This is a genomic window from Streptomyces sp. S4.7 (assembly GCF_010384365.1).
GTDB lineage: Bacteria > Actinomycetota > Actinomycetes > Streptomycetales > Streptomycetaceae > Streptomyces.
On the sequence record NZ_CP048397.1, the window covers coordinates 159614 to 184995 of the forward strand.

Annotated in this window: 24 protein-coding genes and 1 pseudogene; 5 read left to right on the plus strand and 20 right to left on the minus strand. The window is 69.8% G+C overall.

Annotation, left to right across the window (positions count from 1 at the left end; translation table 11 throughout):
• Positions 1 to 34: 34 nt before the first annotated feature.
• The 10 genes from SSPS47_RS00745 to SSPS47_RS00790 all read right to left on the minus strand — a co-directional run bounded on the left by SSPS47_RS00745 (position 35) and on the right by SSPS47_RS00790 (position 10051).
• Positions 35 to 1123: a polyprenyl synthetase family protein gene (locus SSPS47_RS00745; protein WP_164247634.1), complete on the minus strand. Its 1089-nt coding sequence runs from the start codon at positions 1121 to 1123 to the stop codon at positions 35 to 37.
• Positions 1124 to 1130: 7 nt separating this feature from the next.
• A complete protein-coding gene (locus SSPS47_RS00750; RefSeq protein ID WP_164247637.1) occupies positions 1131 to 2135 on the minus strand; it encodes a UbiA family prenyltransferase in 1005 nt (334 codons plus the stop codon).
• Positions 2136 to 2247: 112 nt separating this feature from the next.
• Positions 2248 to 3438 (minus strand): FAD-dependent monooxygenase, encoded by a 1191-nt coding sequence (locus SSPS47_RS00755; protein ID WP_164247639.1) that lies wholly within the window; start codon positions 3436 to 3438, stop codon positions 2248 to 2250.
• A 72-nt stretch (positions 3439 to 3510) separates the two neighbouring features.
• The gene (locus SSPS47_RS00760) at positions 3511 to 5133 is read right to left on the minus strand and encodes an NAD(P)/FAD-dependent oxidoreductase (protein ID WP_164247642.1); all 1623 of its coding nucleotides are present in this window, start codon (positions 5131 to 5133) and stop codon (positions 3511 to 3513) included.
• Between the two features lie 103 nt (positions 5134 to 5236).
• Positions 5237 to 6394, minus strand: coding sequence for a PhzF family phenazine biosynthesis isomerase (locus SSPS47_RS00765; RefSeq protein WP_164254318.1), 1158 nt, complete (start codon positions 6392 to 6394; stop codon positions 5237 to 5239).
• A gap of 2 nt (positions 6395 to 6396) precedes the next feature.
• Complete coding sequence (locus SSPS47_RS00770; protein WP_164247644.1) at positions 6397 to 6705, minus strand: hypothetical protein; 309 nt, start codon at positions 6703 to 6705, stop codon at positions 6397 to 6399.
• Positions 6702 to 7325 carry an isochorismatase family protein gene (locus SSPS47_RS00775; RefSeq protein WP_164247646.1) on the minus strand — a complete coding sequence of 208 codons (624 nt, stop codon included), beginning with the start codon at positions 7323 to 7325 and terminating at the stop codon, positions 6702 to 6704. The genes SSPS47_RS00770 and SSPS47_RS00775 overlap by 4 nt, the downstream gene beginning before the upstream one ends.
• A complete protein-coding gene (locus SSPS47_RS00780) occupies positions 7322 to 8545 on the minus strand; it encodes a 3-deoxy-7-phosphoheptulonate synthase (RefSeq protein ID WP_164247648.1) in 1224 nt (407 codons plus the stop codon). The genes SSPS47_RS00775 and SSPS47_RS00780 overlap by 4 nt, the downstream gene beginning before the upstream one ends.
• A 29-nt stretch (positions 8546 to 8574) precedes the next feature.
• On the minus strand, positions 8575 to 9063 hold the full coding sequence (locus SSPS47_RS00785) for a PhzA/PhzB family protein (RefSeq protein WP_164247650.1): 489 nt from the start codon (positions 9061 to 9063) through the stop codon (positions 8575 to 8577).
• Positions 9064 to 9673: 610 nt separating this feature from the next.
• Positions 9674 to 10051 carry a GNAT family N-acetyltransferase gene (locus tag SSPS47_RS00790; RefSeq protein WP_239064715.1) on the minus strand — a complete coding sequence of 126 codons (378 nt, stop codon included), beginning with the start codon at positions 10049 to 10051 and terminating at the stop codon, positions 9674 to 9676.
• A 295-nt stretch (positions 10052 to 10346) separates the two neighbouring features.
• On the opposite strand from SSPS47_RS00790, the gene SSPS47_RS00795 reads away from it, so the two are divergent.
• Positions 10347 to 10985: a GntR family transcriptional regulator gene (locus SSPS47_RS00795; RefSeq protein WP_164247654.1), complete on the plus strand. Its 639-nt coding sequence runs from the start codon at positions 10347 to 10349 to the stop codon at positions 10983 to 10985.
• A 21-nt stretch (positions 10986 to 11006) separates the two neighbouring features.
• Here the strand turns inward: SSPS47_RS00795 and SSPS47_RS00800 are convergent, their stop codons facing one another.
• A complete protein-coding gene (locus SSPS47_RS00800; protein ID WP_203557756.1) occupies positions 11007 to 11810 on the minus strand; it encodes a carbon-nitrogen hydrolase family protein in 804 nt (267 codons plus the stop codon).
• 42 nt (positions 11811 to 11852) lie between these two features.
• On the minus strand, positions 11853 to 13217 hold the full coding sequence (locus tag SSPS47_RS00805; protein ID WP_164247657.1) for an MFS transporter: 1365 nt from the start codon (positions 13215 to 13217) through the stop codon (positions 11853 to 11855).
• 142 nt (positions 13218 to 13359) lie between these two features.
• On the opposite strand from SSPS47_RS00805, the gene SSPS47_RS00810 reads away from it, so the two are divergent.
• Positions 13360 to 14046, plus strand: a complete 687-nt coding sequence (locus SSPS47_RS00810) for a DUF2848 domain-containing protein (protein WP_164247660.1) — start codon at positions 13360 to 13362, stop codon at positions 14044 to 14046.
• A gap of 39 nt (positions 14047 to 14085) precedes the next feature.
• Here SSPS47_RS00810 and SSPS47_RS00815 read toward each other — a convergent pair whose 3' ends face one another.
• The 7 genes from SSPS47_RS00815 to SSPS47_RS00845 all read right to left on the minus strand — a co-directional run bounded on the left by SSPS47_RS00815 (position 14086) and on the right by SSPS47_RS00845 (position 20666).
• Positions 14086 to 14868: a thioesterase gene (locus SSPS47_RS00815; protein ID WP_164247662.1), complete on the minus strand. Its 783-nt coding sequence runs from the start codon at positions 14866 to 14868 to the stop codon at positions 14086 to 14088.
• A gap of 58 nt (positions 14869 to 14926) precedes the next feature.
• Positions 14927 to 15667: a 3-oxoacyl-ACP reductase FabG gene (gene fabG / locus SSPS47_RS00820; RefSeq protein WP_164247665.1), complete on the minus strand. Its 741-nt coding sequence runs from the start codon at positions 15665 to 15667 to the stop codon at positions 14927 to 14929.
• Entirely contained in the window at positions 15664 to 15909 is a 246-nt protein-coding gene (locus tag SSPS47_RS00825; RefSeq protein WP_164247667.1) for an acyl carrier protein, read from the minus strand. The genes fabG and SSPS47_RS00825 overlap by 4 nt, the downstream gene beginning before the upstream one ends.
• A gap of 26 nt (positions 15910 to 15935) precedes the next feature.
• A complete protein-coding gene (locus tag SSPS47_RS00830; RefSeq protein ID WP_164247670.1) occupies positions 15936 to 16967 on the minus strand; it encodes a beta-ketoacyl synthase N-terminal-like domain-containing protein in 1032 nt (343 codons plus the stop codon).
• On the minus strand, positions 16964 to 18097 hold the full coding sequence (locus tag SSPS47_RS00835) for a beta-ketoacyl synthase N-terminal-like domain-containing protein (RefSeq protein WP_164247673.1): 1134 nt from the start codon (positions 18095 to 18097) through the stop codon (positions 16964 to 16966). The genes SSPS47_RS00830 and SSPS47_RS00835 overlap by 4 nt, the downstream gene beginning before the upstream one ends.
• Positions 18094 to 19929 (minus strand): AMP-binding protein, encoded by a 1836-nt coding sequence (locus SSPS47_RS00840; RefSeq protein WP_164247676.1) that lies wholly within the window; start codon positions 19927 to 19929, stop codon positions 18094 to 18096. Before SSPS47_RS00840 ends, SSPS47_RS00835 begins: the two co-directional genes overlap by 4 nt.
• A 302-nt stretch (positions 19930 to 20231) precedes the next feature.
• Positions 20232 to 20666, minus strand: a complete 435-nt coding sequence (locus SSPS47_RS00845) for a VOC family protein (RefSeq protein WP_164247678.1) — start codon at positions 20664 to 20666, stop codon at positions 20232 to 20234.
• 206 nt (positions 20667 to 20872) lie between these two features.
• On the opposite strand from SSPS47_RS00845, the gene SSPS47_RS00850 reads away from it, so the two are divergent.
• A complete protein-coding gene (locus SSPS47_RS00850) occupies positions 20873 to 22666 on the plus strand; it encodes a histidine kinase (protein WP_239064717.1) in 1794 nt (597 codons plus the stop codon).
• A gap of 104 nt (positions 22667 to 22770) precedes the next feature.
• Positions 22771 to 23415: pseudogene (locus SSPS47_RS00855) on the plus strand (response regulator transcription factor); the annotation flags it as partial.
• 58 nt (positions 23416 to 23473) lie between these two features.
• On the opposite strand, the gene SSPS47_RS00860 reads toward SSPS47_RS00855, so the two are convergent.
• Positions 23474 to 24169: a type 1 glutamine amidotransferase domain-containing protein gene (locus SSPS47_RS00860; RefSeq protein ID WP_203557757.1), complete on the minus strand. Its 696-nt coding sequence runs from the start codon at positions 24167 to 24169 to the stop codon at positions 23474 to 23476.
• 140 nt (positions 24170 to 24309) lie between these two features.
• Between SSPS47_RS00860 and SSPS47_RS00865 the strand changes: the two genes are divergently transcribed.
• A complete protein-coding gene (locus SSPS47_RS00865) occupies positions 24310 to 24714 on the plus strand; it encodes a nuclear transport factor 2 family protein (RefSeq protein WP_164247686.1) in 405 nt (134 codons plus the stop codon).
• Positions 24715 to 25382 lie beyond the last annotated feature (668 nt).

A 25382-nucleotide genomic window follows, 5' to 3' on the forward strand; every position in this document is an offset into this window, starting at 1 on the left:
CCGGGCGCGATCTGTCCCGCCGCCTCTCACGGCCTTACGAGACGCGCTGTGTCGCGCTGATCGCCATCTCGGCGAGCCGGTCCTTCGCCTGATCGGTCGCGCCGCTCGTCCCGAGGACGGTCAGTGCCCGGTCGGTGCGACGGGCGATGTCCCGTTCGATGTGGTCGACCGCGCCGGTCGCGGTGATGACGGCGCGGATCCTGCCGAGTTCGTCGTCGGAGATGTCGGTACCGATCTTCGCCCTGAGGAACTCCGCCCCGGCCGGATCGCTCTCGTCGGCGCGTCGCAGCGCCGAGGCCAGCAGCACCGTCCGCTTGCCTTCGCGGAGATCGTCGCCCGACGGCTTGCCCGTCACCGCGGGGTCGCCGAAGACCCCCAGCAGATCGTCGCGCAGCTGGAAGGCGATACCGACGTTCACGCCGAACGTGCGGTAGGCGGCGACGAGACCGGGGGCCGCGCCCGCGATCGCGGCGCCGATGTGCAGCGGGCGTTCCACGGTGTACGAGGCCGTCTTGTACCGGTTGACCCGCAGCGCCGAATCGATGTCCTCGTCGCCGCTCGCCTCGGCGGTCAGGTCGAGCAGCTGCCCGCCCAGGACTTCCGTGCGTATCGCGGACCACACCGGCATGACGCGCGCCTTCGCGTCCGCCGGGAGACCGGAGGTGTGGACCATGTCGTCGGCCCATGCCTGGGCCAGGTCCCCGATCAGGATGGCGGCGCCCGCGCCGAACGCCTCCGGATCGCCGGACCAGCGCCGTGCCCGGTGCCGGTCGGCGAACGTCACATGCGCGGCGGGAAGACCGCGGCGGGTCAGGGACGCGTCGATGATGTCGTCGTGGATCAGGGCCGACGCGTGCAGCAGCTCGAGCGCCGTACAGCAGCGCAGTACCGCGTCGGCGGCCGGCCCCGACCCGTCGCCACCGGCGCCGATCCAGCCCGTCCAGGCGAAGGCCGGCCGCACGCGTTTGCCGCCGCGCAGGACATAGCCCTCCAGTTCGGCGACCGCGGTCGCGAAGCCGGGTCCGATCGCGTCGGCGTCGGCCCGGCGATCGGCGAAGAAGCCCCGGAGCGCGGCGTCGACGGTGCCCGCGCTCACGAGGGTGTCGGGGGTTTCGACGCTCATGACCGGCTCACCGGCCGATCAGGACGAAGACCGCCAGCAGCACGGTCGTCCAGCCGACGAGCGCGGCGTGGTAGGGACCGATGAGGGACTTCTTGTGCAGGGCCGCGATCGCCGAGTCCATCGTGGCGCCGCGCACGTCGCGCACCACCGTGAACAGCAGTCGCTGGCTCAGCAGCCAGGCGGCGACGAGGGGGACGAGCGCCCAGGTGAAGCCGAAGGTGGCGTACACGGAGGAGATCATCAACAGCGCGCCCACGAACAGCATCGTGGACTGGATGTACATCGTCTTGGTGAGTCCCCAGGCGACGGTGTAGGTCCGGATCCCGAACTGCTCGTCCTCCAGGTAGTCCTCGGCATGGCTGGTGACGAACAGCGACACCAGGGCCATCGCGAAGCCCGCCAGGGTCACGACGCTGCCCCACTCCAGTTCCTGTTCGTAGGAACGGAGGACGAAGAGCCCCGGCAGGAACACGAGGCTGAGCTGGAGCGTCGGCAGCTGCCAGGCTCCGGCGCTCTTCAGCTTCAGCGGGGGAACCGAGTACTGGAAGCCGAGGATTCCCACGACGGCCGCGATCAGGAGAAGATCCCAGTGTTCGGTCCGCACGGCGAGGATCGTGGCCAGCGCGGCGCAGACGACCGTCGACACGGCGATGTGGACGACGACCCGCGAGACCCCGAGCCCGTAAATGGCCTCCGACTGACGGGACTTGTACAGGGCGTCCTGCTCACGGTCGGCCAGGGCGTTCGTCATGTTACCGATCTGCATGCCGGAGATGGCGTAGAGCACGGCGAGGACCATGTTGAGCGAGAGGAAGTCCCCCCAGGAGTGCGCGCCGAGGAGGGCCGGTGCGAGGGCGACGGTGAGGATGACCGGCATGAATTCGAATCGCCGGATCACACACACGTACCGCACGCGGGTGGCCAGTGAGGGACGTTCAGCGGGTGCGCCCTGTGGATCGGTCAGAATCTCGGTGAGTTTTTCGGTAAGTGTCGCGGTGTCGGCGCTCGACATGGTTCCTTGCCTTTCTCTGCGGGAGCTCTGAGATTGCGGGGCGGCCGGCGGACGGCCGACCGCGCGGGTTGAGCGGTGGGCGGCGGTGGTCCCAAGTACCGGCGGCGGGCCGCTATCGGCGTTCGACCGTCTCGCGGTAGTCGCGGGTGATCGCCCTCAGCTCGGTGGACACATCGCCGTCCAGGCGCCCCGCGAGGGACCGTTCGGAGCGGTCCATGGTCCGGTTGGCGTGCACGATCGCGGTCGTGGCCGGCAGACGGTCCTCTTCGTACCGGCGGAGCGCGGCCACCGCGTCGTCGCCCGCGGCGAGTTCGCCGGCGAGCGTGACACCGTCGAGGACCGCCTGGGACGCGCCGTGCGCACCGATCGGATACATCGGGTGCGCCGCGTCGCCGAGGAGGGTGACCCGGTGCTCGCCCCAGGAGGGCAGCGGGTCGCGATCGACCATCGGGTAGTGCAGGATCCCGGTGGCGGTCGACAGCGTGGCGCGGATGTCGAGCCAGCCGAAGTCCCAGTCCGCGAAGTGGGGCAGCAGGTCGTCGAGACGGCCGGGGCCTGCCGGTGACGAGCCGGATCCGGTCGCGTCGGCGGCCAGGGCGACCCAGTTGAGCAGTACGGTGCCGCGTTCGGCGTGGCGCCGCGAGCAGGGGTAGGCCACCATGCGGTTGCCGCGGTCGTCCGCCGCGATGATCATCGTTCGCCCGTCGATGAACTCGGGCAGCTCCGTCAGGCCGCGCCACATCCGTACGGCCGTGGTGCGCAAGGGCGGTTCGTCCGGGTGCAGTCGCGCCCGCACGGCCGAGTGCAGTCCGTCCGCGCCGATCAGTACGCCGGCCTCCACCGTGGTCTCGGCCCCGGGCCCCGCGAGCACCCGCACGCCGTCGTCGGACTGCTGGTACCCGCGTACGTCGACACCGGTGCGGACCGCGTCCGCCCCGAGCCGCTCGCGCACCGCTTCGAGCAGCATCATCTGCAACTCGCCCCGGTGGATGGCGTACTGCGGAGCCACGTGCCCCGCGGCCACGCCGCGCTCCTCGGTCCACAGCGTGGCACCACCGCTGTTGAGGTAACGGTGCTCACGAGTGGCGATGGCGGTGGCGGCCATCGCGTCACCGAGGCCGAGCCCGGTCAGTTCGGCGACCGCCACGGGCTGGATGTTGATCCCGACGCCGAGCGGGCGGATGACCGGCGCGCTCTCCAGCACGGTGGCGTGCAGTCCGCGGGCGTGCAGCGCCAGCGCCGTCGTGAGTCCTCCGATGCCGGCTCCGACGATCACGATGTCTGCCGGGGCTGCCCTGGTCATGAAGACTGCCGCCTTTCTGTACGGATGTGCGAGGGAATGGGGTCGGGGGGCCGGTATGGGGCGGGCCCTCGCTCAGGCGGGTGTGAGGGAGGACTGCCCCTCCAGGCTGAATCCCTCGTAGTCCGCGGCGGCGACCTCGCGCAGCTTCTGCCGGTAGTTGCCGATGCCGCCGAAGTAGAACAGGGTGCGCCGTTTCCGGCCGGGGATGTTCGTGCCGAAGATCCACGAGTCGGTCTGCGCGAACAGGCTCTGCTCCGCCATCTCCCGGCACATGCCGGTCCACTCGTCCTCGGCGGTGGCGGTGGCCTCGATACGGGTGATGCCGCGCCGCCGGGCCGATCCGATCATCTCCGAGATCCACTCGACCTGGGTCTCGATGCCCGGAGGCAGGTTGCAGAACACACTGTTGGGGCCGTACACCATGAACAGGTTCGGGAATCCGTGGGTGGCGACTCCGAGGTAGCTGCTGGGGGTGTCGCCCCAGCTCTCCCGCAGTGTCGTGCCCGCACGGCCCTGAATGCCGATCCGGTTGTAGCTGCCCTCCATGGCTTCGTAACCGGTCGCGAAGACCAGGACGTCCAGTTCGTGCTCGGTGCCGTCCTCGGTGACCACGCCGGCCGGTGTGATCCGGACGACAGGGTTCTCCTTGGTCGACACCAGCGAGACGTTGTCGCGGTTGTACGTCTCGTAGTAACCGCTGTTGCAGATGGGCCGCTTGGCGTAGTAGTCGGTCGGCATGAGCTTGCGGGCGGTCTCCGGGTCGCGCACCGTCTGCGTGATCTTCGACTTGATGAACGAGGCGGCGGCTTCGTTCGCCGCCGGGTTGAACGCGATGTCGCTGAAAATGCCGAACATGAAGCGGAATCCGTTGCCCGCGTCCCAGCTCTCCTGGAAGAGCCGCTCACGTTCGGCCGGGGAGACGCTCGTCGCGGATATCTCGCTCTCCTTGAAGCCGCATCCGACGCGCGAGTTGAAGACCTGGTCCCAGATCTGGTCGTAGGTCTCGCGGCATTCGGTGAGGTAGGCGTCGCTGAGCGGGCCGTCGCCGGAGGGGACGACGTACTGCGCGGAGCGTTGGAACACCGTGAGGTGCGTGGCGGTCCGTGCGGCGGCGCAGATGAACTGGGTGCCGGTCGATCCGGTGCCGACGACGCCGACGCGCTTGCCCGTGATGTCGAGGTCCCGGGGCCAGGCCCCGGTGTGTACGAGCGGGCCGGCGAAGGTGTCCCTGCCCGGGATGTCGGGGAAGTTCGCGGTCGACAGTGGACCGAGCGCGCCGACCACGTAGCGCGCGGTGACCTCCTCGCCGCCGTCGGTCCGCGCGGTCCAGAGGTTGCTCTCCTCGTCGTACGCCAACGACTCGATGGCCGTGTTCAGTTGGATGTCCTCGCGCAGGTCGTGGCGGTCGACGACGTGCTCCAGGTAGGCGAGGATCTCCGGCTGGGTCGCGTAGCGGTTCTTCCAGTTCCACTCCTGGAGCAGCTCCCGGTCGAAGGAGTAGCGGTAGACGATGCTGTCGACGTCCGCGGCCGCCCCCGGATAGCGGTTCCAGTACCAGGTGCCTCCGACACCGTCGGCCTTGTCGAAGACCCGTGCGGTGAGGCCGAGTTCGTTGCGAAGCTTGTGCAGCATGTAGATGCCGGCGAATCCGGCGCCTATGACGAGTGAGTCGAGGTGCGTCGTCTTCTGGGTCATGACGGCCTTCCGAAAGGACGGTTGGAGAGGGAGGGTGGTGGGGAGGAGCGGCGCGCCGCCCGGTCACGGCCGGTGCGGGGGCCGGCTGCTCAGGTGTCTGCCGTCAGACATGGATGGTGCCTTCGGCGACGACAGCTCCGTGGCCGCTCACGCGCACCCGGGCGACCTCGCCGCCATCGCCCACGGTCGCCTCGGCGAACATGACCGAATGCCTGCCGAGTTCGACGCCCTGGTGGATCTCGACGGTCTTCCCGTAGTCGACGACACCGTGCCTGGCGAGGTGGATCGCCAGCGGGCCGGCCGCCGATCCGGTGGCCGCGTCCTCGACGACGCCGTAGGCGGGTGAGAACATCCGTGAACGCCACCGCTCGCCCTCCGGGGCGAAGCAGTTGGCCGCCATGTCGGGGAAGGCGGCGAGCGCCCGGTGGTCGGGCCGCAGAGCGGACAGCGCCTCGGTGTCCGGGAGCCCCACGAAGACGTGCCGGGGGCCGTTGCGGTAGATCTCCACCGGCAGGGTGGACGAGGTGATGCCGAGCGCCGCCAGCAGGGCGTCGGCGTGCTCGTAGGCCTCCCGGACCGGAATCGGCTGATCCATGGAGGCGTGGGCCCTGCCCGCGCCGGGCCCGTCGCCCGGTGCGCGGTCGATGTCGAACGGCACGACGCCCATCGCGGTCTCGAAACGCAGCCGGTCCGTGCGGCGGTCCAGCGCGACCGCCACAGCGGTGCCGAGGAGCGGATGTCCGGCGAAGGGGAGTTCGTTCACCGGGGTGAAGATCCTGACCCGCACGTCCGCGTCGACGGTCGGCGCGAGGAGGAACGTCACCTCGGACAGGTTCATCTCCTGTGCGATGCGCTGCATCTGGGTGCCCGTCAGGTCGTCCGCGTCGAAGAACACGGCGACGGGATTGCCACGCAGGGGCTCGTCGGCGAAGGCGTCGATGACGACGTACGGGTGGGATCCGTCAGGGCCGCCGGCCGAGCCCGGCCCCCGGACGGCGGCCTGGACCTCGAACCGGTCCCGGTGCGTCACCGGCCTGCCTATCAGCTCGGTGGCCCGGTTCTCCGGCAGTACCGTGGGGCGGTCGTCGTCCCAGACCATGACGGCGCCCCACCGGTTTCCGTCCGGGTCGGCGATCCAGAACTTCTCGCGCAGGCCGCTGACGGCCCGCCAGTCGTCGACGACGCCGTCCTCGCACAGGTGACGCGCCAGGTCCTCCGTCGTGACGGGTGAGCCGTCGAGGGCCCACCACGCGATCTCCATCTTCACTGCCCCAGCACCCAATCGGTCGTGTCGGTGAGAATGTGCGGCCCGTCGACGGTGAGCGGCGGCTCCGGGCGGAACCGGAGCCGGGCGGAGCGCCGTCCGCGCGGCGCGTACTCCTCGCCGGCCGCCGGGTGGCGACCGATCTCCGCGGTGCCGACCAGCCCGATGACGTCGCCGTAGTGGCCCCGGCCCTGCGGCTCGTGGCGTGTGTCGGCCCGCGCGGCGCGGCCGTGTCCGCCGGTCCCGCCGACCGGGGCGAGTTCGCCGGCGGTGGCGTCGATGACGGTGTCCGGCAGATCCCTGGTCATGACAGGAGCTCGTCGGCGGTCGTGACCTCCGCGCAGCAACGCGCGGTGTACTCCAGGGTCCGCCGGTGGTCCGCGGCGGAGAAGTCGCCGATGGCGTCGCCGGGCAGGAAGACCTCCAGGTCGTTGCTGTAGGCGTCGAGCGCGGTGGCGAGGATGCCCACGTGGCCGTACACGCCGCACACCACGAGCTGGTCGCGGCCCTCCGCACGTGCACGCGCCAGCAGTTCGGTACGGAAGAACGCGCTGTAGCGCCACTTCACGAACGTCCAGTCGTCGGCCCCCGGCGTCAGCTCGGCGGTGATCTCGCGGTCCGACGCGGAGCTGGTCATGCCGGGCCCCCAGAAGTCACGCAGGAGGCCGCGGTCCTGCGGGGTCATCCGGCCCGGCTGAGCGGTGTAGGCGATGCGAACGCCCTGATCGGCGCAGCGCTTGCGCAGCGCCGACACCCTCTCGACCAGTTGGGCGCGCATGTCCCCGTCGAACGCGGACAGGAAGTAGTTCTGCATGTCGTGGATGAGGAGGACCGCCCGGTGCGGGCGCAGACGCCAGTTGACGACGTTGGCCGGCAGGTCGTCCCGGGTCGGCAGGTCGTACGGATCGATCCGCAATCGCATGCTCATGACGTCCCCTGCCTCGTGAGAACGGTCTCCTCCCGCGAGGCGCCGGCGCGTGGCCAGACCGACACCACCTCCGCGGCCTGCTCGGGATCGAGCCGCGGGTCGCACAGGCTCGGCGCCCCCACGGCGGTGGGCGGCGTGCTCCCGGCGCCGCCGACGCATTCGGCGACCGCGTACGGGCTGGCTTCCAGATGCAACCCGTGCGCCGGTACACCCGCCTCGTCCAGGATGGAGAGGAACGCGCGCACCTCGTCGACGACCGTGGAGACGACACGGGTCTTGGTGCCGTCGGCGCGTCTGACCGTGTTGCCGTGCAGGGGATCGCTGAGCCAGAGCACCGGGCGGCCGTCGTCCCGGACCGCGCGGACGAGAACGGGCAGCCGGTCGGTGATCGCCTCCGCGCCCATCCGTACGATGAGCGAAAGCCGGCCGGGCTCGCGGCGCGGATCCAGCCGCTCGCACAGGTCGAGCAGCTCCTCGGGGGTCGTACTCGGCCCCACCTTGCAGCCGACCGGGTTGACGACCTCGGACAGCAGAGCCACATGGGCGCCGTCGAGTTGCCGGGTGCGTTCGCCGATCCACGGCCAGTGGGTCGAGCCGAGCATCCACCGCGCGTCGTCGAGCCTGCGGAGCTGCGGCTGCTCGTAGTCCATCAGCAGCGCCTCGTGGCTCGTCCAGACCGGGGCCTCGATGTCGCGCCCGGCCGGGCTGTCGTCCGTCCGCCATCCGAGGTGCCGCATCGTCTCGCGGGCGGTCATGAAACACATGACCATGCGCGCCGGGTCGGCTCTGCGGCTGCGGACGTCGGGCTCGGGCAAGTTGACCATGTGCCCGCGGTAGACGGGGAGCAGGAGCGTCCCGTCGATGTCCTCGACAGGGTTCGAGCGCGGTTTCGCGAACTGCCCTGCGATTCGGCCGACCCGGACGACCGGCAGACCGGACCGGTCGCTCAACAGGTCGGCGAGGCCGTGTACGAGACGGGACTTGGCCGCGATGTGCGGCTCGCCGCACTCGTCCGGGTGCTCGGCGCAGTCGCCGGTCTGGACGATCAGCGCCTTCCCGTCGGCGACCAGTTCCAGCGACCGCCGCAGCGTGGCGATCTGGTCGGCGCTGACGAGGGGCTGGGCCGCCGACAGGACATCGCGAACCTCGGCGAGCCGGCGCGGGTCGTCCCAACTCGGTTGCTGGGCGGCGCGGAGCTGCCGCTTCAAGCCTGCGTGCATCACGTTCGAACCCTCCCCCGGCCTCTCGCTCAAGTCGGTATTCCGGCCCGCACGACACGCGGCACCTCGATACCGAGCGAACGGAACTGCTGGCACGGGTTCATGAATTCCCGCTGCAACTTGATTTTCCCGTTCTCAAAAAGGAAGTTGTGGATGAAGTGATTCTCGTAGTGGCCTTCCGGATAACCCGGAAAGCGAATCTTGCCGGCGCCCCTGCACTCCACCCAGAACCGGTCGGGGTCCTGGGTGTCGAAGATCTCGATGTCGGTCCACTCCCAGTCGGGGAAGCACTGGAGCGACCAGACCGCGTGCTCGGCCAGCCGGTCCCGGCCCCGAATAACGATCGGCTCACCCGTCTCCGTCGTCCAGAGACCGCCCTGGCCGTCCTCGGTGAACAATTCATGGCGACGCAGCCGGTCCTGTCCGAGCGTGTGCATGTACTGGTCGACGATCCGTCGATTGTGTTCACGATTCCGAACGTCTTCCTCGGCCCGCGCGACAGTGCTCGCATTCGGCATTTCCCCGCCTTACTACGCTGTTCCGGCATGAACGCCTGTTCGACGTTGCCGGACCATATCAATGTCGACTCGGCGGCTGCAATTATCGGTTGCCTCACGAAAAATGCGCGCGCTCAACGTTTGCCGAAATTCTTCAAGTTGAACCAGGAATTCCGGCGGCTATTCGCGACCCGACCATGATCCGTGTCACCGATCGACCCAGGTCAGAGGGCAGATCGACCCAAATTCCCGAGGGCATCGAAAGGCTCGGGTGCTCCACCCGATTACGAGTGGTTCTCTAGTTCCGCAAGGCGCGATTCAAGAAACTCGCGTTCGACTACATTCTCGGTCAAGAACAGTGTTCAGCGACAGGAGATCCGCGCCTCGTCGGCGCGGCACGGTCACCACAGCAGGTCCCGGCCGGGCGGGACCGGGGTGTCCGGCCACGTCCTGGGATCCTGCCGGCAGGTCGCGGTTCGTGACCGCCCTGCGGCGCTGGTCACCGTTGCCGGTGCCACCCGGTCCGGACGGCGAGCCTTGAGTGCCGGGGCTTCGGCCAGGCCGGGGACGCCGGGGAGACGAGCGGCCGTCCGGTCGTGATCGCGCATGCCCTACCCGGACGGGCAGTTGGTCACTTGGTCGCGGCTCGTGGCTCGTCGTTCACGAAACCGAGCCGTCGGTTCATGCCGATGGCCGCCGCGTTGTCGGGGTGGTGGAAGGTCCGCAGCCGGCGCGCGCCCTGCGAACGCGCGAAGCCGATGGCCAGGAGCTTCATGGCCAGCGAGATTCCCCTCCCCCGGTAGCCCGCCAGCAGCCCGGTCATCTCGCTGAAGGCGTGCCCTTCGGGCTGGATCGACGTGGTCGCCATGCCGATCCATGATCCGCCGTCCAGGGCGAGAACGACGCCTCGGGGATCGTAGGCCGGAGTCTCGATGCGCTGGGTGACGTACTCCCCGAACGTGTAGAACTCCCCCCGCTGCGGGATGTCGGCGGAGCACGTACTGTTCAAGTCGTAGAGCGCACGCCGGTGTTCAGCCGTGTCGCCGACAGCGGCCATGGTCGTGAACTCGATACCCGCCTGCCCGCACCTTCGGAGGCGGGGCTCGAACCGGGCATCGTCGAAGGTGTCCAGGTCGAGTGTGAGCCGAACCCATTCGACGGAGATGACGGCACCTCCAGGACCACCCGCCCGAACACGTTCCGGCAGCCTATCGACCCGGAGCGCGCCGCATCACCGGAGGGCGGCGAAGGACGTCAAAGCTGTATACTTACTGTATGCAGTCATTTGGGTCGCGGGGGAAATCATGACGTCGGAACGGACCTCGGGCCGGGAGAAGGCGTACGCGTTCCTCAAGGAGAACGTCCTGACCGACCCGGACCGGCAGGGTGAGTTCCTCTCCGAGCAGGAGCTCGCCGACCGTATCGGGGTCTCCCGCACCCCCATCCGCGAGGCACTGCTGCTCCTCGCGGCCGAGGATCTCGTACGGCTGGTGCCCAAGCGCGGGGCGCAGATCGTACCGCTGTCGGGGCGGGAGATCACCGAGGTGATGGAGCTGCGCGGCATCGTCGAGCGGTACGCGGCGGAGCAGGTCGTCCCCGAGGACCGGGATCTCCTGGCGGAGCTGACCGAACTCCTCGAGCGTCAGCGCGCGTTGAGCGGGCCCGAGCACGCGAAGGAGTTCATCGCGGTGGATCACCTCTTCCACGCGACAATCGTCGCCGCGGCGGGCAATTCCCTGCTCAACCGACACTACGACGGGCTCCGCAGCCGGCAGATCCGGGTGGGTGTGGTGGCTCTCTACAACCAGCAGGGCCGCCAGGAGTCCGTACTGACCGAGCATCGGGCGATCCTGGCGGCGATCGCCTCCGGTGACCGGCGTGCCGCGCGTATCGCGATCGACAGTCATCTGGAGTCGACTCTCAAGGTCCTGCTGGCGGGCTGACGCCCGGCACGGGGCGGCCGGTCACCCTTCGAGCCGCAGGCGGCGATTGGCCAGCACCGGTACCGCCCGCCGGACCGCGGAGACCTCGTCGAGGTCCAGATCGGCCAGCAGCATCCCCGGCCCTTCTCCGAGGCGCTGCTGTACGGTCCCGTCCGGACCGATCAGCGCGCTGTGGCCGATGCCGGTGGGAGCGTTCGAGGTCGCGGGAGTGCCGGACGCCGCCGGGTCCGCCTGGCCCACGGCCGCGAGCCAGAGGGTGGCGTCGAGGGCGCGGGCGCGGGTGAGCAGCTCCCACTGCTCGCGCTTGCCGGGTCCGGCACCCCACGAGGCGAGCAGCAGCGAGAGGACCGCTCCCGCGTCGGCGTGCGCCCTGAACAGCTCGGGGAAGCGGACGTCGTAGCAGGTGGCGAGGCCGATACGGGCGCCGTCGACTTCGATGGTGACGATCTCGGAGCCGGGTGCCACGGAGTCGGACTCGGCGTAGCCGAAGGCGTCATAGAGGTGGATCTTGTCGTAGGCCGCCTCGACACCGGGACCGGTGGCGAGCAGGGTGTTGGCGACTTTCCCGTCCGGGGCCGGCGTGAACATGCCCGCGACCAGGACGAGTCCGGTCTCCTTGGCGATCCGGCGGACGGCTGTGGCCCATGGGCCGTCGAGCGGTTCGGCCAGCGGTGCCAGAGGAGTCCCGAAGCAGGCCATCGCGGCTTCGGGGAAGACGACGACGCGGGCGTCCGCGTCGGCCGCTCGACGGGCCTGTTCGCGGAGGACCGCGAGATTCTGCCCGGGGTGGGGGCCGGTGGTGATCTGGCTCAGTGCGATGCGCACGGTGCGGCTCCGGATCTCGCGAGGCGGGTGTCGGACGGGGTGTCAGTTACGTTTCTCGGTGGGCGAGTTGCGCTCGGTGAGGGTGCCGACGGGCGACTGCGCCGTGGCGTCCTCGACGCTGTCGCCGGACTCGTCCCCGTCGCGGCCCAGGGACAGTCCGGTGATCGTGACCGCCGCCGTGACCGCGACATAGAGAGCCAGGGGCACCCAGGAGTCGTGGGCGTCGAGCAACGCCGTGAAAATCAGGGGCGCGACGGCCCCGCCGATGACTCCGGCGAGCGTGTAGGCGAGGGAGGAGCCGGTGTAGCGCAGCCGCGGGGAGAACTGTTCGGCGATGAACGCCGCCTGCGGCCCGTACATGAACGAGTGGATGCCCAGCGCCACCACGACGCCGAAGGTGAGCAGCGGCCAGCTCCCGCCGCCGGTCATGGAGAAGAACACGAACGGCCACACCCCGGCGGCGAGGGCCGAAAACCCGTACAGCAGGCGCCGGTTGACGCGGTCGGACAGGGCCCCGGCCAGGGGGATGAGAAAGACCTGGAAGGAGGATCCGATGAGTACGGCGGCGAGCGCCGAGCCGCGCGACATGCCGAGTTCGCCCGTCGCGTAGGTCAGCACGAAGACGGTGAACAGCGCGTACAGCACGTCCGGGGCGACGCGGCTCAGGATCGCGGCCACCAGCGCACGGGGGTGTGTGGCGAACACCTCGCGAACCGGGGCCGTGGGGCGCGTCTGTTCGGCCTCCATCGCCTTGAAGACGGGGGTCTCCTCCAGCTTGGTACGGATCCACAGGCCGAAGACGACGAGAACCCCGGAGAGCAGGAACGCCACACGCCAGCCCCAGGACACGAACTGGTCCTCGGACAGCAGCGCGCCGAGTGCCGCGAGCACGCCGTTGGCCATGAGGTTGCCGGCCGGCGGGCCTATCTGCGCGGCCGAGGCGTAGAAGCCGCGCCGGCGCGGGTCGCCGAACTCGCTGGAGAGGAGTACGGCCCCGCCCCACTCGCCGCCGACACCGACGCCCTGGGCGAAGCGGAGGATGACCAGCGCGATGGGCGCGGCCACGCCGATCGTGGCGTAGGAGGGCAGCAGACCGATGAGGAGGGTCGCGACCCCGATCAGTACGAGGGTCGCGATGAGGACCTTCTTGCGGCCGATCTTGTCCCCGAGGCGGCCGAAGACGAAACCGCCCAGCGGGCGGGACACATAGCCGACGGCGTACGTGGAGAAGGCCAGCAGGGTGCCGGTGGCGGGATCCTCCGAGGGGAAGAAGACATCACCGAAGACCAGCGCCGCGGCCACGGAGTAGATGGCGAAGTCGTACCACTCCAGAGCGGTGCCGGTGAGGCTGGCGAGGAAGGCGCGGCGTACGGCGGACCCGCCGTCGTCGCTGGTGCTCTTGTTCACAGTGCTTGTTCCTTCATGAGGGGCGCCGGGGTGCGGGAAGCTGTCGACCTACCGGCATACTTATTGTATACAGGTCGTATGCGCAAGCCTTCCGCGCAAAGTTAACCTCGCCGATACCGCGATCGATGTGGAGAGACAACCCATGGCGCTGCTCACCTTCGAACTGCCCGACGGCACCACACGGAGCATCGATGTCGTCCAGGTGCTCAACGCCGGCTATGCCGGACGCAGCCAGGCCGACGTGGCCGCGCACGTGGCCGAACTCGCCGAGCTCGGCGTGCCCGCGCCGTCCGTGACGCCGGCGCTCTACCCGGTTTCCCCCTATCTCGCCCAGCACACCGAACACGTCAGCGTCCAGCACGGCCGCACCTCGGGCGAGGCGGAATGGGCCCTGGTGGTGGACGGCGAGGGGGAACTGCTGCTGACCGCCGCCTGCGACCACACCGACCGTGAGCTGGAGGTCCACGGTGTCGCGTGGAGCAAGAACGCGAGCCCCGATGTGCTCGCCCGCCGCGCCTGGCGGCTCGCCGACGTACAGGAGCGGCTGGACGATCTGGCGCTGCGGGCCTGGGTGACCCACGACGGGCGGGAGACGCTCATCCAGGACGGCACTCTGGCCGAGCTGCTCACCCCCGGCTACTGGGCCGGTGTACTGCGTGAGCGCGGCGATCTGGTGCCCGGTACGGTGCTGATCTCCGGCACGATTCCGATGGCCGAGGGTGTCGACCAGTTCGCGGACCGCTGGCGTGTCGAGCTGAGCGACCCGGCCACCGGGGACGTGATCGCCCTCGCCTACGACGTGGTGCGCATGCCCGCCCCCATCGGGTGAGGGAGGAGTCGGCCGAGCCGGGACGCGCGTCGGCAGCGGCTATACGCGAGGCGGCGGACCGAGCTGGTCGAGCACGGTCCGGGTGATGAGTCCGGCCAACCGCTCCCGGTGGTCGTTCAGGTAGAAGTGGCCTCCCGAATAGGTGTGCAGCCCGCGGTAGTCGGCGGTCAGGCGCGGCCAGTTGTCCAGCTGGCGGAGGGGCACGACGGTGTCGTCGGTGCCGCCGAACACGGTCAGCGGCACCGGCAGAGGCGTTCTGGGTGTCTCGCGGTCCCAGGTGTCCGCGAGTCCCAGATCGCAGCGCAGCACCGGAGCGAAGGCGTTCCACAGGCTGTCGTCGCTCAGCAGCCGGTCCGGGGCGCCGCCGGTGTCTGTGAGCCAGTCGCGCAGGGCTGTGTCGGATCGCAGACTCCGGCTCAGTGACGGCCCCGTCGAATCCGGCTGCGGTGCGCGGAAGGAGGACATCCCGAGCCAGAGGGGGAGTTCGCGCGCCCTCTCCTGGAGGCGGCGCGTGAGCGCGTAGGCGACGCGGGCGCCCACGCTGTGGCCGAAGAACGCGAACGGCCGGTTCAGCAGCGGGGCGAGGGCCTCGTCGAAGAACGCCACGAGATCGGCGCAGTCGTCGATGAGAGGTATCGCCTGCGCGTTCCCGCGGCCGGGCGCGTCCAGCAGACAGATGTCCCAGTCCTCCGGGAAAAGGCGCGTCCAGCCGCGGTAGAGCAAATGGGAGCCACCCGCGTGGTGGAAGAAGAACAGCCGCACCGTGGGATCGTCGACCGGCCGGCGCCGGGTGACCGGGCCGAGCGGGGCGGTGGGTCTCATACGCGTCCTTCTCCCCGCGGGGGGTTCGAGCCCTGTCCGACGAGGGCGGCCATGTTTCTCACATCACCAACCCGCCGTCGACGCCCAGGACTTGGCCGGTGATGTAGGAGGACCGCGGGGACAGGAGGAAGGAGACCAGATCGGCCACCTCCTCCGATGTGCCGAACCTCGACAGCGGAATCTGGCCGAGGTATTTCTTCCTGGCCCTGTCGGACATGTCGGCCGTCATCTCCGTTTCGATGAATCCGGGGGCCACGGTATTGGCCCGCACGCCGAATTTGCCGTACTCCTTCGCCATGGCCCGGGTGAATCCGATGATCCCGGCCTTGGACGCGGAGTAGTTGGTCTGCCCGACACTGCCGCGGACACCGGCGATCGAGGACAGCGTCACCAGACAACCCGCCCGCCGCATGGCCATCCGTTCGATGGCGGGGCGGCAGACATGGTAGGTGCCGTCCAGATTCGTTGTCAGCACGTCGTGCCACTGGGCGTCCTCCATCGTCGCCAGCGGCTTGTCGCGGGTGATGCCCGCCGCCGTCACCACGGCGTCGACCGGGCCGAGTTCGTCCTCCGTCGCGGCGATGAAGGCACGGCTCTGACCGGCGTCGGCGACATCGACCTGCCGGGCGAAGACGCGGGATCCTGATTCGGCCGCCTCTCGTTCGGTCTCCTTGGCGGCATCGGCGCGGGAGAGATAGCAGAACGCGACGTCGAATCCGTCCCGCGCCAGTCTGGTGACGACGGCCCTGCCGATCCCCCGGGACCCGCCGCTCACCAGAGCGATTCGCCTTTCGGTCACGCCGCCGACTCCCCGGCCAGCAGGGACTCGACCAGACCGCGCAGTTCGGTGAGATTCTCCACCGATCCGATGGACTCGTCCTTCACCGATATGCTGTAGCGCTGCTCCAGCCTGGACGATATTTCCAGGACCATCAGCGAGTCCATTCCGAGGTCCTCGGCGAAGTGGTCACCGTCACCGACCTCTTCGGGTTCCAGCTCAAGAGACTCGGCGACGATCGTGCGCAATTCCTCTGAGTCCACGGCCAATTCCATAAGGGATTTCCCAATCATTCGTTGTATTCACCGGTCAGCAGGAGGGCGGCTGCCGCGTCATCGGCGTCGGCGCCTCCGGTGAACGCGAGCACCGCTCTCGTTCCGTGCGTCCTTATATGCATGGCGCCGACGGCGCCCTGGAGTACTCCCAGCGCGCCCGAGCACTCTCCGAGTCGCGCGGTGAGATCCAGGCTCTGCCCGGCCGGGGCGGCCGGCGGTTGAGCGAGCCCGCCGGTGAGCCGGAGCCCGACCGGGGCGGGGGCCCCGGATTCGGTGAGCGCGACAGTGGGCGCGAGTTCGGCACCGCGCGTATAGGCCGACAGGTGTGCGTAGACCTCTGCCTGGCGCGCGGAGGCTTCTGCCACCGATTCGAGCACCACCGCGCACGCCACGTCGGGGGCCGTACGGCCGAGCAGTCTGCCGGCGTGTTCGGTGGCCGGCTCGACACCGACCACCACCGCTCTCCGGCAGCGCCCCGCCCCGATGAGGTTCCGGGCCCAGTGCAGGGCGTCCAGGCCGCTGGTGGCGCCGTTGCAGACGGTGAGGTTAGGGCCCCGCAGTCCGTAGCGGATGGCGACCCAGCCGGCGACGACGTTGCTCGACGTCTGCGGCAGGCCGAGCGGGCTCAGTCCGGTGACCGAGTCGCGGGCGATGGTGTCGGTGAAGTCACAGACGGTCTGCAACGAGCCCAGGTTCGAACTGGCCACCACGGCCGTGGCGTTGGCCGTGGCCCCCCGGAAGTGTCCTTTCTCGTCGAGCAGTCCGGCATCGCCGAGCGCCTGCTCGGCGGCGTACAGGGCCAGGCGCGAGGCGCGGTCCTTGTTGCGCATCTCCCGGCCCTTCAGGGCCGTCGCGGGATCGAAGCCGTCCGCGGGGGGCCGGTCGGTGAGCAGGTCCCGTACGGACCGGAGGCCGGGGACGGCGAGACCGACGCCGGTGACGACGGTCCCGTCCGGTGGTGTGCGTACGGGAGCGGCGGAGGCCGCGGGGACTTCGGGCGCCCCCGGGGACGCCTGCGAACCGCCGGGCGCCTCGGTGCCGTTCACGCTGCCGCCCCGACCAGCGCGACCGCGTTGATCCCGCCCAGACCGAAGGCGTTGATCTGCGCCGTGGTGATGTCGGCGGCGGTGGCCGCGCCACGGACCAGCCCGAGTCCGGCCGCCTGCTCGATGGGCTCGGCGAGACCGAGTACCGGCGGCACGGTGTTCCGCGCCATGGCCAGGACGGCGACGACCACGCTGAGCAACCCGGATCCGCCGAGCGTGTGGCCCGTCATGGATTTGATGGCGGTCATCAGCGGGCCTCGGCCCGGGCCCGCGAACACCTCGGAGAGGACGGCGGCCTCGGTCTCGTCGTTACGGGGCGTGCCGCTGCCGTGCAGCATCACCAGGTCGATGTCCCCGGCTCCGACACCGGCACGCCGATGAGCGTCGAGAACGGCCTCCCGTATGCCGTCGGCGTCGGGCGCGGTGGCGTGGTGGGCGTCGCAGTTCATGCTGACGGCCCTGAGCCGGGCGAGGGGGCGCCGTTCGTGGGTACCGGCGCGCCGGAGGACGACCGCGACCGCGCCCTCCCCCATCAGCATCCCCTTGTGCGAGACGTCGAACGGCCGGAGCATTTGCGGCGACTCGTTCTGCACCCGGTCGAGCATCCCGAAGGCGCTCTCGGTGAGGGCGTCCGTGCCCGCGACGACGACCGTGTCGGTCGCGCCGGACTCGATCATGTCGGTGGCCAGCCCCAGGGCGTACAGCGAGGCGGAGCAGGCGTTGGCGAAGGTGTACGTGGTGACCGCCCCGAACGCTTCGCGCAGGGCGCCGCCGAAGTGGAGGTCGGCCGGGCGGACGGAGGCGCCCTCGGTCCACCACAGTTCCGTACTGCGCTGCTCCCGAAGCGTCGTCCCGACGAGCACCGGTGTCCCGGAAAGGTCGTCCGGCAGACCGGCGTCGGCGAGGGCCTGCCGGACGGCGAGGATCAGCCACTTGGTCGCCCGCAGGGGCTCGTCACGGCCGGCGGGGCGGTCGTCGATCTCGTAGGCGTGGCGGGTCCGGTACTTGCTGACGTCGAAGGCTCTGAGCGCGCCGCGCGTCTCCTGTCCGGCACAGAGCGCGTCGAATATCTGCCCGGGTGTGCGGCCGATGTTGGCGACCGCCCCGGTGCCCGTGATGTCCCAGGTCAAGGCAGGGTCACCCGGTTCCGGAGCTGGAAGGAGGCCAGTTTTCCGGTGGAGGTGACCGGCAGTCTGTCGAGGAACTCCACCCGTGCCGGGCGTTTGAAGGGGGCCAAGCCGGTGCGGATGGCGGCGGTGATGGAGCGGCGGATCTCGCCGGTGTCGGCTCCGCTCTCGGCGACGGCGTACAGGATGGCCTGTTCCAGCCCGTGCGCGTCGGCCTGTCCGACCACCACGCACTCCCGGACGCCTTCGACGGCCCGTGCCACCGCCTCGATCTCGCCGGGCGGGACCTTGTAGCCGCCCAGGTTCAGCAGGTCGTCGGCGCGGCACAGGTGCGAGAGGGTCCCGTCGTCGTTGCGGATCGCGATGTCGCCGGTGTACACACCGCCGTCGGCGAACGTCCCCGCCGCGGCTTCGGGCCGGCCTATGTAGCCGAGCGCGACCGTGGGGCCGCTGATGTGGAGCCGTCCTTCGACTCCGTCCGCCACCTGGATGCCGTCGGTGTCACGAATCGTGGCCCGCACGCCCGGCACGGGTAAGCCGATGGTTCCGGGCATGGCCCGGCCGGCGGGGGTGGCCACGACGATGTGCAGCACCTCGGTCGCACCGAGGCCGTTGATCAGGTCGGCGGAGAAGGTGTCCCGGATCCGCTCGCTCAGCCGGGCCGGCAGGTTCTCGCCGGCGGCGACGCACAGCCGCACCGATTCCGTTCGCGGACCCCCGTCGGTGGTGCCCGCCGCGTCGACCAACGCCGCGTAGAGGCGCGGCACCGACCAGAGAACCGTCGGCCGGTACTGGTCCAGGGCGGCCGTCACGGTGTGCAGGTCGATGCTGCCGCGTACGAGGACCGCCCGGGCCCCGGCCGCGAGCGGGAAGAGCACCGTCCCGCCGAATCCGTACCCGAAGGACATACGTGCCGTGGACAGCACGGTGTCGTCCTCGCGCAGGGCCAGGGACGAGCCGAAGCCGGCCAGGACCGCCGCGATGGCACCCGCGCTGTGCCTGACCCCCTTGGGCAGTCCGGTACTTCCCGATGTGTACTGGATCAGCGCCTCACGGTCGGACGGCCACGGGGCGGCGCCGTCCCGGAGGGGAGGTCCGCCGTCTTCCTGGGCAGGGGCTTCGACGGCGTCCTGGCGTATCTGCCGGCCGGTGATCCGGCGGCGGTCCGAGAAGAGCGCTTCCAGCGCTCGCTGCCGCTTGGGCGGGGCGTCCAGGTGGATCACGTTCGCCTGGCAGTCGTCGGCGATGTAGGCCAGCTCCTCGTCGGTGAGGAGAGGACTGACGACAGCGGGTACGCATCCGTGCCACCACAGGCCGAGGACGGCCGCGACCGTGGTGACGGAGTCGTCGGAGACGACAAGTCCGCGCGTGCCGGCGGGAGTTTTGTTCGCGACCAGCGTTGCCGCGTAGCGCAGGGCCGCGTCGTACAGGCCGCGGTAGGAGACGTCACCGGCATCGGGGTCGGTGTACGCGATCCGCTCCCCGCGCCCCTGCGCGAGGTGGCACCCGACCAGCCGCTCGACGAGATCGACAAGCTCCGCCCCGGTCTTCGGCGGTCCGCTCAGCTTGCTCCGCAGCACCGCCGCGGAGTCCTCGACGCAGCGCATTGCCGCGGCGTCGACAGCACTGAGCTTCACATCGAATTCCCGCTCGACGCGGACGACCACCTCGGTCTTCTCCAGGGAATCGATGCCGAGGTCTTCGAAGAAGAGCGCGTCGTCCTCGATGCTCTCTTCGGCCGTTTCCAGAACATCGGCCACGATCGACCGCACTCTCTGCAGCGGCGTGCCGATACTCGCTATGCCGGACAAAAGGTGACACTCCTTCCCGTACATGACTTTCCGAGGATTTCAAATAATGACGAAGCACGTATTTCAGAACGCCACTCCATACAAAGGCGCTTCAAATGTCAATTATCGAACAAGGTCGATCGATACCCCTGGATCCAGATTTCCCAAACGTCGAGAACCAGCCACTTGATCCGAACGGGTCGCCATCGCTCCACGTTCGCTTCCGCTAGTCGACACGATTAAACGCACGACTCTTTGCCACACAAAAAACGGAAATACCGGCGCGTACGAATACCGGCCAGAAGTGGCGAAAAAACGCTGTCGTAAGCCGTCGTCGCGTTCGCCGCTCAGTCGAGACAGAACTCGTTGCCCTCGATGTCCTGCATCAAGAGGCACGACTCGTTGTCGTCGTCGGCGGTCAGGAGCCGCCCGCGTACCGCGCCGAGCGCGACCAGCCGTGCGCATTCGGCCTCAAGTGCGGCCAGGCGCTCCTCACCCACGAGCCCGCTGCCGACCCGTACGTCGAGGTGCACCCGATTCTTGACGACCTTCCCTTCGGGCACGCGCTGGAAGAACAGCCGCGGGCCCACACCTGAGGGATCAGCGCACGCGAACGCGGCGCCCTGACGCTCGGGCGGCAGCGAACGGTCGCAATCGCTCCAAGTGGCGAACCCCTCCGGCGGCGGCGGCACGACGTACCCCAGGACCTCGCACCAGAAACGGGCGACGCGCTCGGGTTCCGCGCAGTCGAAGGTGACCTGGATCTCTCTGATCGACGCCATCGGCCCATCGTAGAGGCGGGGTCACGCCGGCGTGATCGCGGCGGCGCCCCGGAGCAGCCGCCGGAAGTCGCGGCCCGCAGCGACCAACGGCGGCGCTCCGGGCCGGCTCAACCCCGGCCGGACCAGTTGTGGTTGTCAACTTTCGTCGCATCCCGGCACGACGCCGGGACGATGCGGCGCCCACGGGCGCTGACTATCGTCGGCCCGTGGAACTGGACGAAGCACATACCGCCCGCATCGCCTTGCCGCTGCGACACCGTCTCGCCGCCGCCTCCCCGTGGAGCCGTAGCCGGATCGCCGGGGAGAGCGTGCTCACCGTTGTCCTCGCCGGACTCGCGGGGCTCCTCGAAACCGCGTGGGACGGGGTCGGCGTGCGGACCGTGGCTGTCGTCGCGGGCATCGCCGTGCTGTCGCTGGCCAGGCGCGCGCTGCCGGCGACGGTGCTGGTCGTCTCGGCCTGCGCGGCAGCGGTGCTGCCTGCCGCGGTGCCTCTGCTGATCTACGCGAGCTGGTCCGCGGGAAGCCGCATCATGAAACCCGGGCGAACAGTCGCCGCCTACGCCGGCGCGCTCGTCCTGAACACCGCGCTGTCCACCTACGACGAGATCAGTGCGGGCTCCGGCCTGTCGATGCCTGTCACGGGTGTGCTGAGCACGGCGGTGTTCTTCATGCTGGCGATCGTGCCCGGCCTGGTGGCCCGTTACCGGGCGCAGCGCCGGTCGCTGCTGGAGGCGCAGCGGCGCAACAACGTCCAGTTGATGCGCGAGCAGACGATGGTCGCTCAGCAGGCACGCCTGCTGGAGCGGGGCCGCATAGCCCAGGACATGCACGACAGCCTCGGCCACCAGCTCGTCCTCATCTCGGTGCACGCGGGCGCCCTGCAGGTTGATCCGGACCTGACCGATCGCCAGCGGGAAGCGGTCCAGATCCTGCGGGACGCCTCGGTGGCCGCGATGAGGGAGCTGCGCGAGGCCGTTGGCATCCTCCATGAGGACCGGGACGACCGGGACAGGCCCGACGAACGTACCGAGCACGCCGCGAAGGGGACCGGACCCTCGGGGGGCACCGCCGGCGCCGCGGGCGGCAAACGTCCGTTGTCCCGGGCGGTGGCCTCCATCGACGGCCTGGTCGCGTCGTCCCGGGCCGCGGGCACGACCGTGGAAGTGCGACGGTCAGGAGCCGTACGGCCGTTGGCGCCCGCCGCCGACCACGCGGCGTTCCGCATAGCCCAGGAGGGTCTGACCAACGCCCACAAGCACGCCCCCGGCGCCCCGATCACCCTCGCCCTGCGCTACGAGTCGGACAGTCTGGTCGTGGAGGTCGCCAACGGGCCCGCGCCGTCCGGTCCGCCGGGCGCGCCGTCCGCGATCAGCGGCCGCCAGGGGCTGACGGGCCTGAAGGAGCGGGCCCGGCTCGTCGGCGGCATGGTGCACACCGGGCGCACCCCGGACGGCGGTTTCCGCATCGCGGGCATGCTGCCCTACGGCGCCGGCGACGGCGGGCCGGCCCGCCCGGACGACGCGACCTCCGTCGCACCGGACGACGACTTTGCGGGACAGCCGGCGGGGGGAGCGGCGGGCAACAGTGGGGCGGACATCAACCTCAGTAATACACAAGGGGAGTTCGCCTCCATCATGAGCAGCAGGAAGAACCTGGCCATCGGCTGCGCCGTCACCGCCGTCGTCCTCGTCCTCGGTACCGTCGCCCTCGGGGTCTGGGGGGTGAGCGCGCTGATGGACGAGTTGAAGAAGGCCACGATATCGCCGGGCGTGTACGAGTCGGCGAAGGTGGGCGATCCCGAGGCCGACGTGCAGGGCGAGCTGCCCGACGAGGACTCGTTCCTGACCTCGGACCTGGAGGACAAGGGCCCTCGGGCGCCCGAGGGCGCGACGTGCCGCCACTTCGCCTCCGACGACCCCGACGACACCTCGACCATCTTCCGGTTCTGCTTCGCCGACGGGGAGCTGGTGGCGAAGCAGACCTTCAAGGACAAGGGTTGACGGACAGGTCCGCCGGCCGACCCGCGAGTCCGGCCCCCGGTCCGGCTAGGGCATGATGGCGAAGCCGTACCATCCGCTTTGATCGACACCGCGCAGGAGGCCGCGTGATCCGGGTCCTCGTCGCCGACGACGAGCCGCTCATCCGGGCCGGCATCAGGATGATCCTCACCTCGGCCGACGACATCGACGTGGTCGCGGAGGCGGGCAACGGCCGCGAGGCGGTGGAAACCGCCCGTGGCACCGCCGTTGACGTGGCCCTGCTGGACATCCAGATGCCGGTGATGGACGGGTTGACGGCCCTGGCCGAACTGCGCACGGCGGCGCCGCACGTACGGGTCATGATCCTGACCACGTTCGGCGAGCGTGACAACGTACTGCGTGCGCTGGGCCACGGCAGTGCGGGCTTCCTCCTCAAGGACACGGCGCCCGGCGAGCTGATCCACGCGGTGCGGGCGGCCGCGGCCGGGAACGCCTACCTGTCACCGACGGCGACCCGGCACGTGGTGGACTCCCTCTCCTCCCCGGGGGCCACCGCCCGCACGGAAGAGGCGAGGCGCCGCCTCGACGGGCTGACCGGCCGGGAACTCGACGTGCTCGCCCTCCTCGGCGAGGGTCTGTCCAACGCCGACGCGGGCAAGCGGCTGCACATGAGCGAAGCCACGGTGAAGACCTATGTCAGCAGGATCCTGACCAAACTCGGGTGCGACAACCGCGTCCAGGCCGCGCTCGTCGCCCACGACGCCGGACTGCACCGGGACACGGTGCAGCTCGGGACGGGAGCTCATCCTCGGGCCGCCCAGGGCGGGTTCACCCGAGGATCTCCAGCAGGCGCTTCGCCAGAACCGCGGCGGAGGCGGGGTTCTGCCCCGTGATGAGGTTTTGGTCCTCCACCATGTACGGCTTCCAGGTCTCGCCGCGGCTGTACTCGACGCCGACCTTGTTCTTCAGATCGTCCTCCAGCAGCCAAGTCGCCCTGGGGGCCAGCCCCACCCCCTCTTCCTCCTCGTTGGTGAAGCCCGTGACTCTGCGGCCCTTGAAGGGCGACTCGCCGTGGATCCTGGTGGCCAGCATCGCGGCGGGGGCGTGACACACGATCGCGAGCGGCCTGCCCGAGGCGAGTTGCGCCGTCAGCAGCCGTCCCGCGTCGGCGTCGAACGCCAGGTCCGCCATCGGACCGTGACCGCCCGGCAGATAGACCGCGTCGTAGTCCTCGAGACGGACGTCGGAGAGCTTGAGCGGACGCCGCATCACCTCCGCGCCGCGGATGATGCCCTCCAGTTCAAGGGCTCCCTGTTCGCCACCCGCCATTGCCGGGCGCAGACTCATCATGTCGACATTCGGGGTCACGCCGCCCGGTGTCGCGACCACCACCTCGTGACCGGCGTCCGTGATCGCCTTGTACGGGTTCGCGAACTCCTCGGCCCAGTATCCCGTCGCGTATCTGGTGCCGTCCGCCAGCACCCAGTACGTCGCTCCGCTCACTATGAAGAGCACCTTCGCCATCACACGCCTCCTCGCGAGAGGTCCGAGGCAAACGACTCATTCCAGCGTAAACACGCGTTCGGCCGGACGCATACGGACAGCATCCCGGTTACCGTCCCCGCCTCGAATCAATCCGGACGCGCACAGAAGGGACGAGCACGATGGATCCCGACACCCGGCACAGGGCCGCGATCGAGGAGCACTGGCGAGCCTCGGAACGGGGGGACACCGAAGCCGAGCACGCCATCTACGCGCCGGACGCGATCCTCGACTACCCGCAGTCGGCCGAACGGTTGCGGGGCCGCGCGGCGATCTCGGTGCAGCGAGGCGGGCACCCTGCCGGCAGGCACTTCACGGTCCACCGGATCGTGGGCGGCGGGGATCTGTGGGTGAGCGAGTGCGTCATCACGTACGACGGCGTGCCCACCCACTCGGTGAGCGTCATGGAATTCGCCGGCGGACATGTGGTGCACGAGACGCAGTACTTCGCGGACGCGTTCGGCGCGCCCGGGTGGAGGGCCGCGCTCGCGGAGCCGATGCCGGGCCGGCACATCACCGGAGCCTGATTCACGGCCGGTTGGCCGGACGGTCCCGCGCGGGCCGAGGGGGCCCCGCGGTCCGCGCGGCCGGCTCGCGGCCCGAGGCGGCACTCGCGCCTCACCCGTGCCGGGAGTCGACCCGCTCCACGAGCCCGCGCAGCACACCCCCGCGGCCCTTCGCAAGAGCGCTCTGCCGGACGTATCCCTGGCTCAGAGCAACGGCACCTCGGGGACGGAGGTAAAGATTCGGCCATGTTGAGTACATGGGCAATTCAATCGAAGGGCATGCATACGGCTCGCCCCCGGAAGCCGTACCACTCGGCGCAGAGACCTCAGCAGGCGCAACGCGCCCCATCCGCACCAGACGACCGATCGACCTGTGAACCAGGTGTGTTCGCAACGTGACCCGTCGCAACCCTTCTGTAAAGACACTGCAAACAGGCTCGAACCAGCTGCCCAAAGAGGAATTCCCGGCGCGGAACGCACAAGCCGGCAGCCCGTACGTGCTTTGCAGCAACACACCCGCGGCGCCCCCGGAAAGGCGGGCGGGCCCGGCGGCCCGGGGGTCGGGAGCGGCCGTCGGGCACCCGGAGCGATGCTCCGCCCGCGGTCCGGAAGTGGTCCTTGCATCAGGAGCCGTTGCCGTCAACGATTCCAACGCGCAACTTGACAGGTCCACGTCCAGCGATCGCTGG

What these genes read in the sequence shown, in the direction of transcription:
- SSPS47_RS00755 (WP_164247639.1), bottom strand. Translation starts at nt 3,438, where the DNA reads ATGACCAGGGCAGCCCCGGCAGACATCGTGATCGTCGGAGCCGGCATC.
- SSPS47_RS00750 (WP_164247637.1), bottom strand. Translation starts at nt 2,135, where the DNA reads ATGTCGAGCGCCGACACCGCGACACTTACCGAAAAACTCACCGAGATT.
- SSPS47_RS00845 (WP_164247678.1), bottom strand. Translation starts at nt 20,666, where the DNA reads ATGGCGTCGATCAGAGAGATCCAGGTCACCTTCGACTGCGCGGAACCC.
- SSPS47_RS00865 (WP_164247686.1), top strand. Translation starts at nt 24,310, where the DNA reads ATGGATCCCGACACCCGGCACAGGGCCGCGATCGAGGAGCACTGGCGA.
- SSPS47_RS00745 (WP_164247634.1), bottom strand. Translation starts at nt 1,123, where the DNA reads ATGAGCGTCGAAACCCCCGACACCCTCGTGAGCGCGGGCACCGTCGAC.
- SSPS47_RS00760 (WP_164247642.1), bottom strand. Translation starts at nt 5,133, where the DNA reads ATGACCCAGAAGACGACGCACCTCGACTCACTCGTCATAGGCGCCGGA.
- SSPS47_RS00765 (WP_164254318.1), bottom strand. Translation starts at nt 6,394, where the DNA reads ATGGAGATCGCGTGGTGGGCCCTCGACGGCTCACCCGTCACGACGGAG.
- SSPS47_RS00780 (WP_164247648.1), bottom strand. Translation starts at nt 8,545, where the DNA reads ATGCACGCAGGCTTGAAGCGGCAGCTCCGCGCCGCCCAGCAACCGAGT.
- SSPS47_RS00795 (WP_164247654.1), top strand. Translation starts at nt 10,347, where the DNA reads ATGACGTCGGAACGGACCTCGGGCCGGGAGAAGGCGTACGCGTTCCTC.
- SSPS47_RS00815 (WP_164247662.1), bottom strand. Translation starts at nt 14,868, where the DNA reads ATGAGACCCACCGCCCCGCTCGGCCCGGTCACCCGGCGCCGGCCGGTC.
- SSPS47_RS00775 (WP_164247646.1), bottom strand. Translation starts at nt 7,325, where the DNA reads ATGAGCATGCGATTGCGGATCGATCCGTACGACCTGCCGACCCGGGAC.
- SSPS47_RS00860 (WP_203557757.1), bottom strand. Translation starts at nt 24,169, where the DNA reads ATGGCGAAGGTGCTCTTCATAGTGAGCGGAGCGACGTACTGGGTGCTG.
- SSPS47_RS00840 (WP_164247676.1), bottom strand. Translation starts at nt 19,929, where the DNA reads ATGTACGGGAAGGAGTGTCACCTTTTGTCCGGCATAGCGAGTATCGGC.
- SSPS47_RS00810 (WP_164247660.1), top strand. Translation starts at nt 13,360, where the DNA reads ATGGCGCTGCTCACCTTCGAACTGCCCGACGGCACCACACGGAGCATC.
- SSPS47_RS00785 (WP_164247650.1), bottom strand. Translation starts at nt 9,063, where the DNA reads ATGCCGAATGCGAGCACTGTCGCGCGGGCCGAGGAAGACGTTCGGAAT.
- SSPS47_RS00770 (WP_164247644.1), bottom strand. Translation starts at nt 6,705, where the DNA reads ATGACCAGGGATCTGCCGGACACCGTCATCGACGCCACCGCCGGCGAA.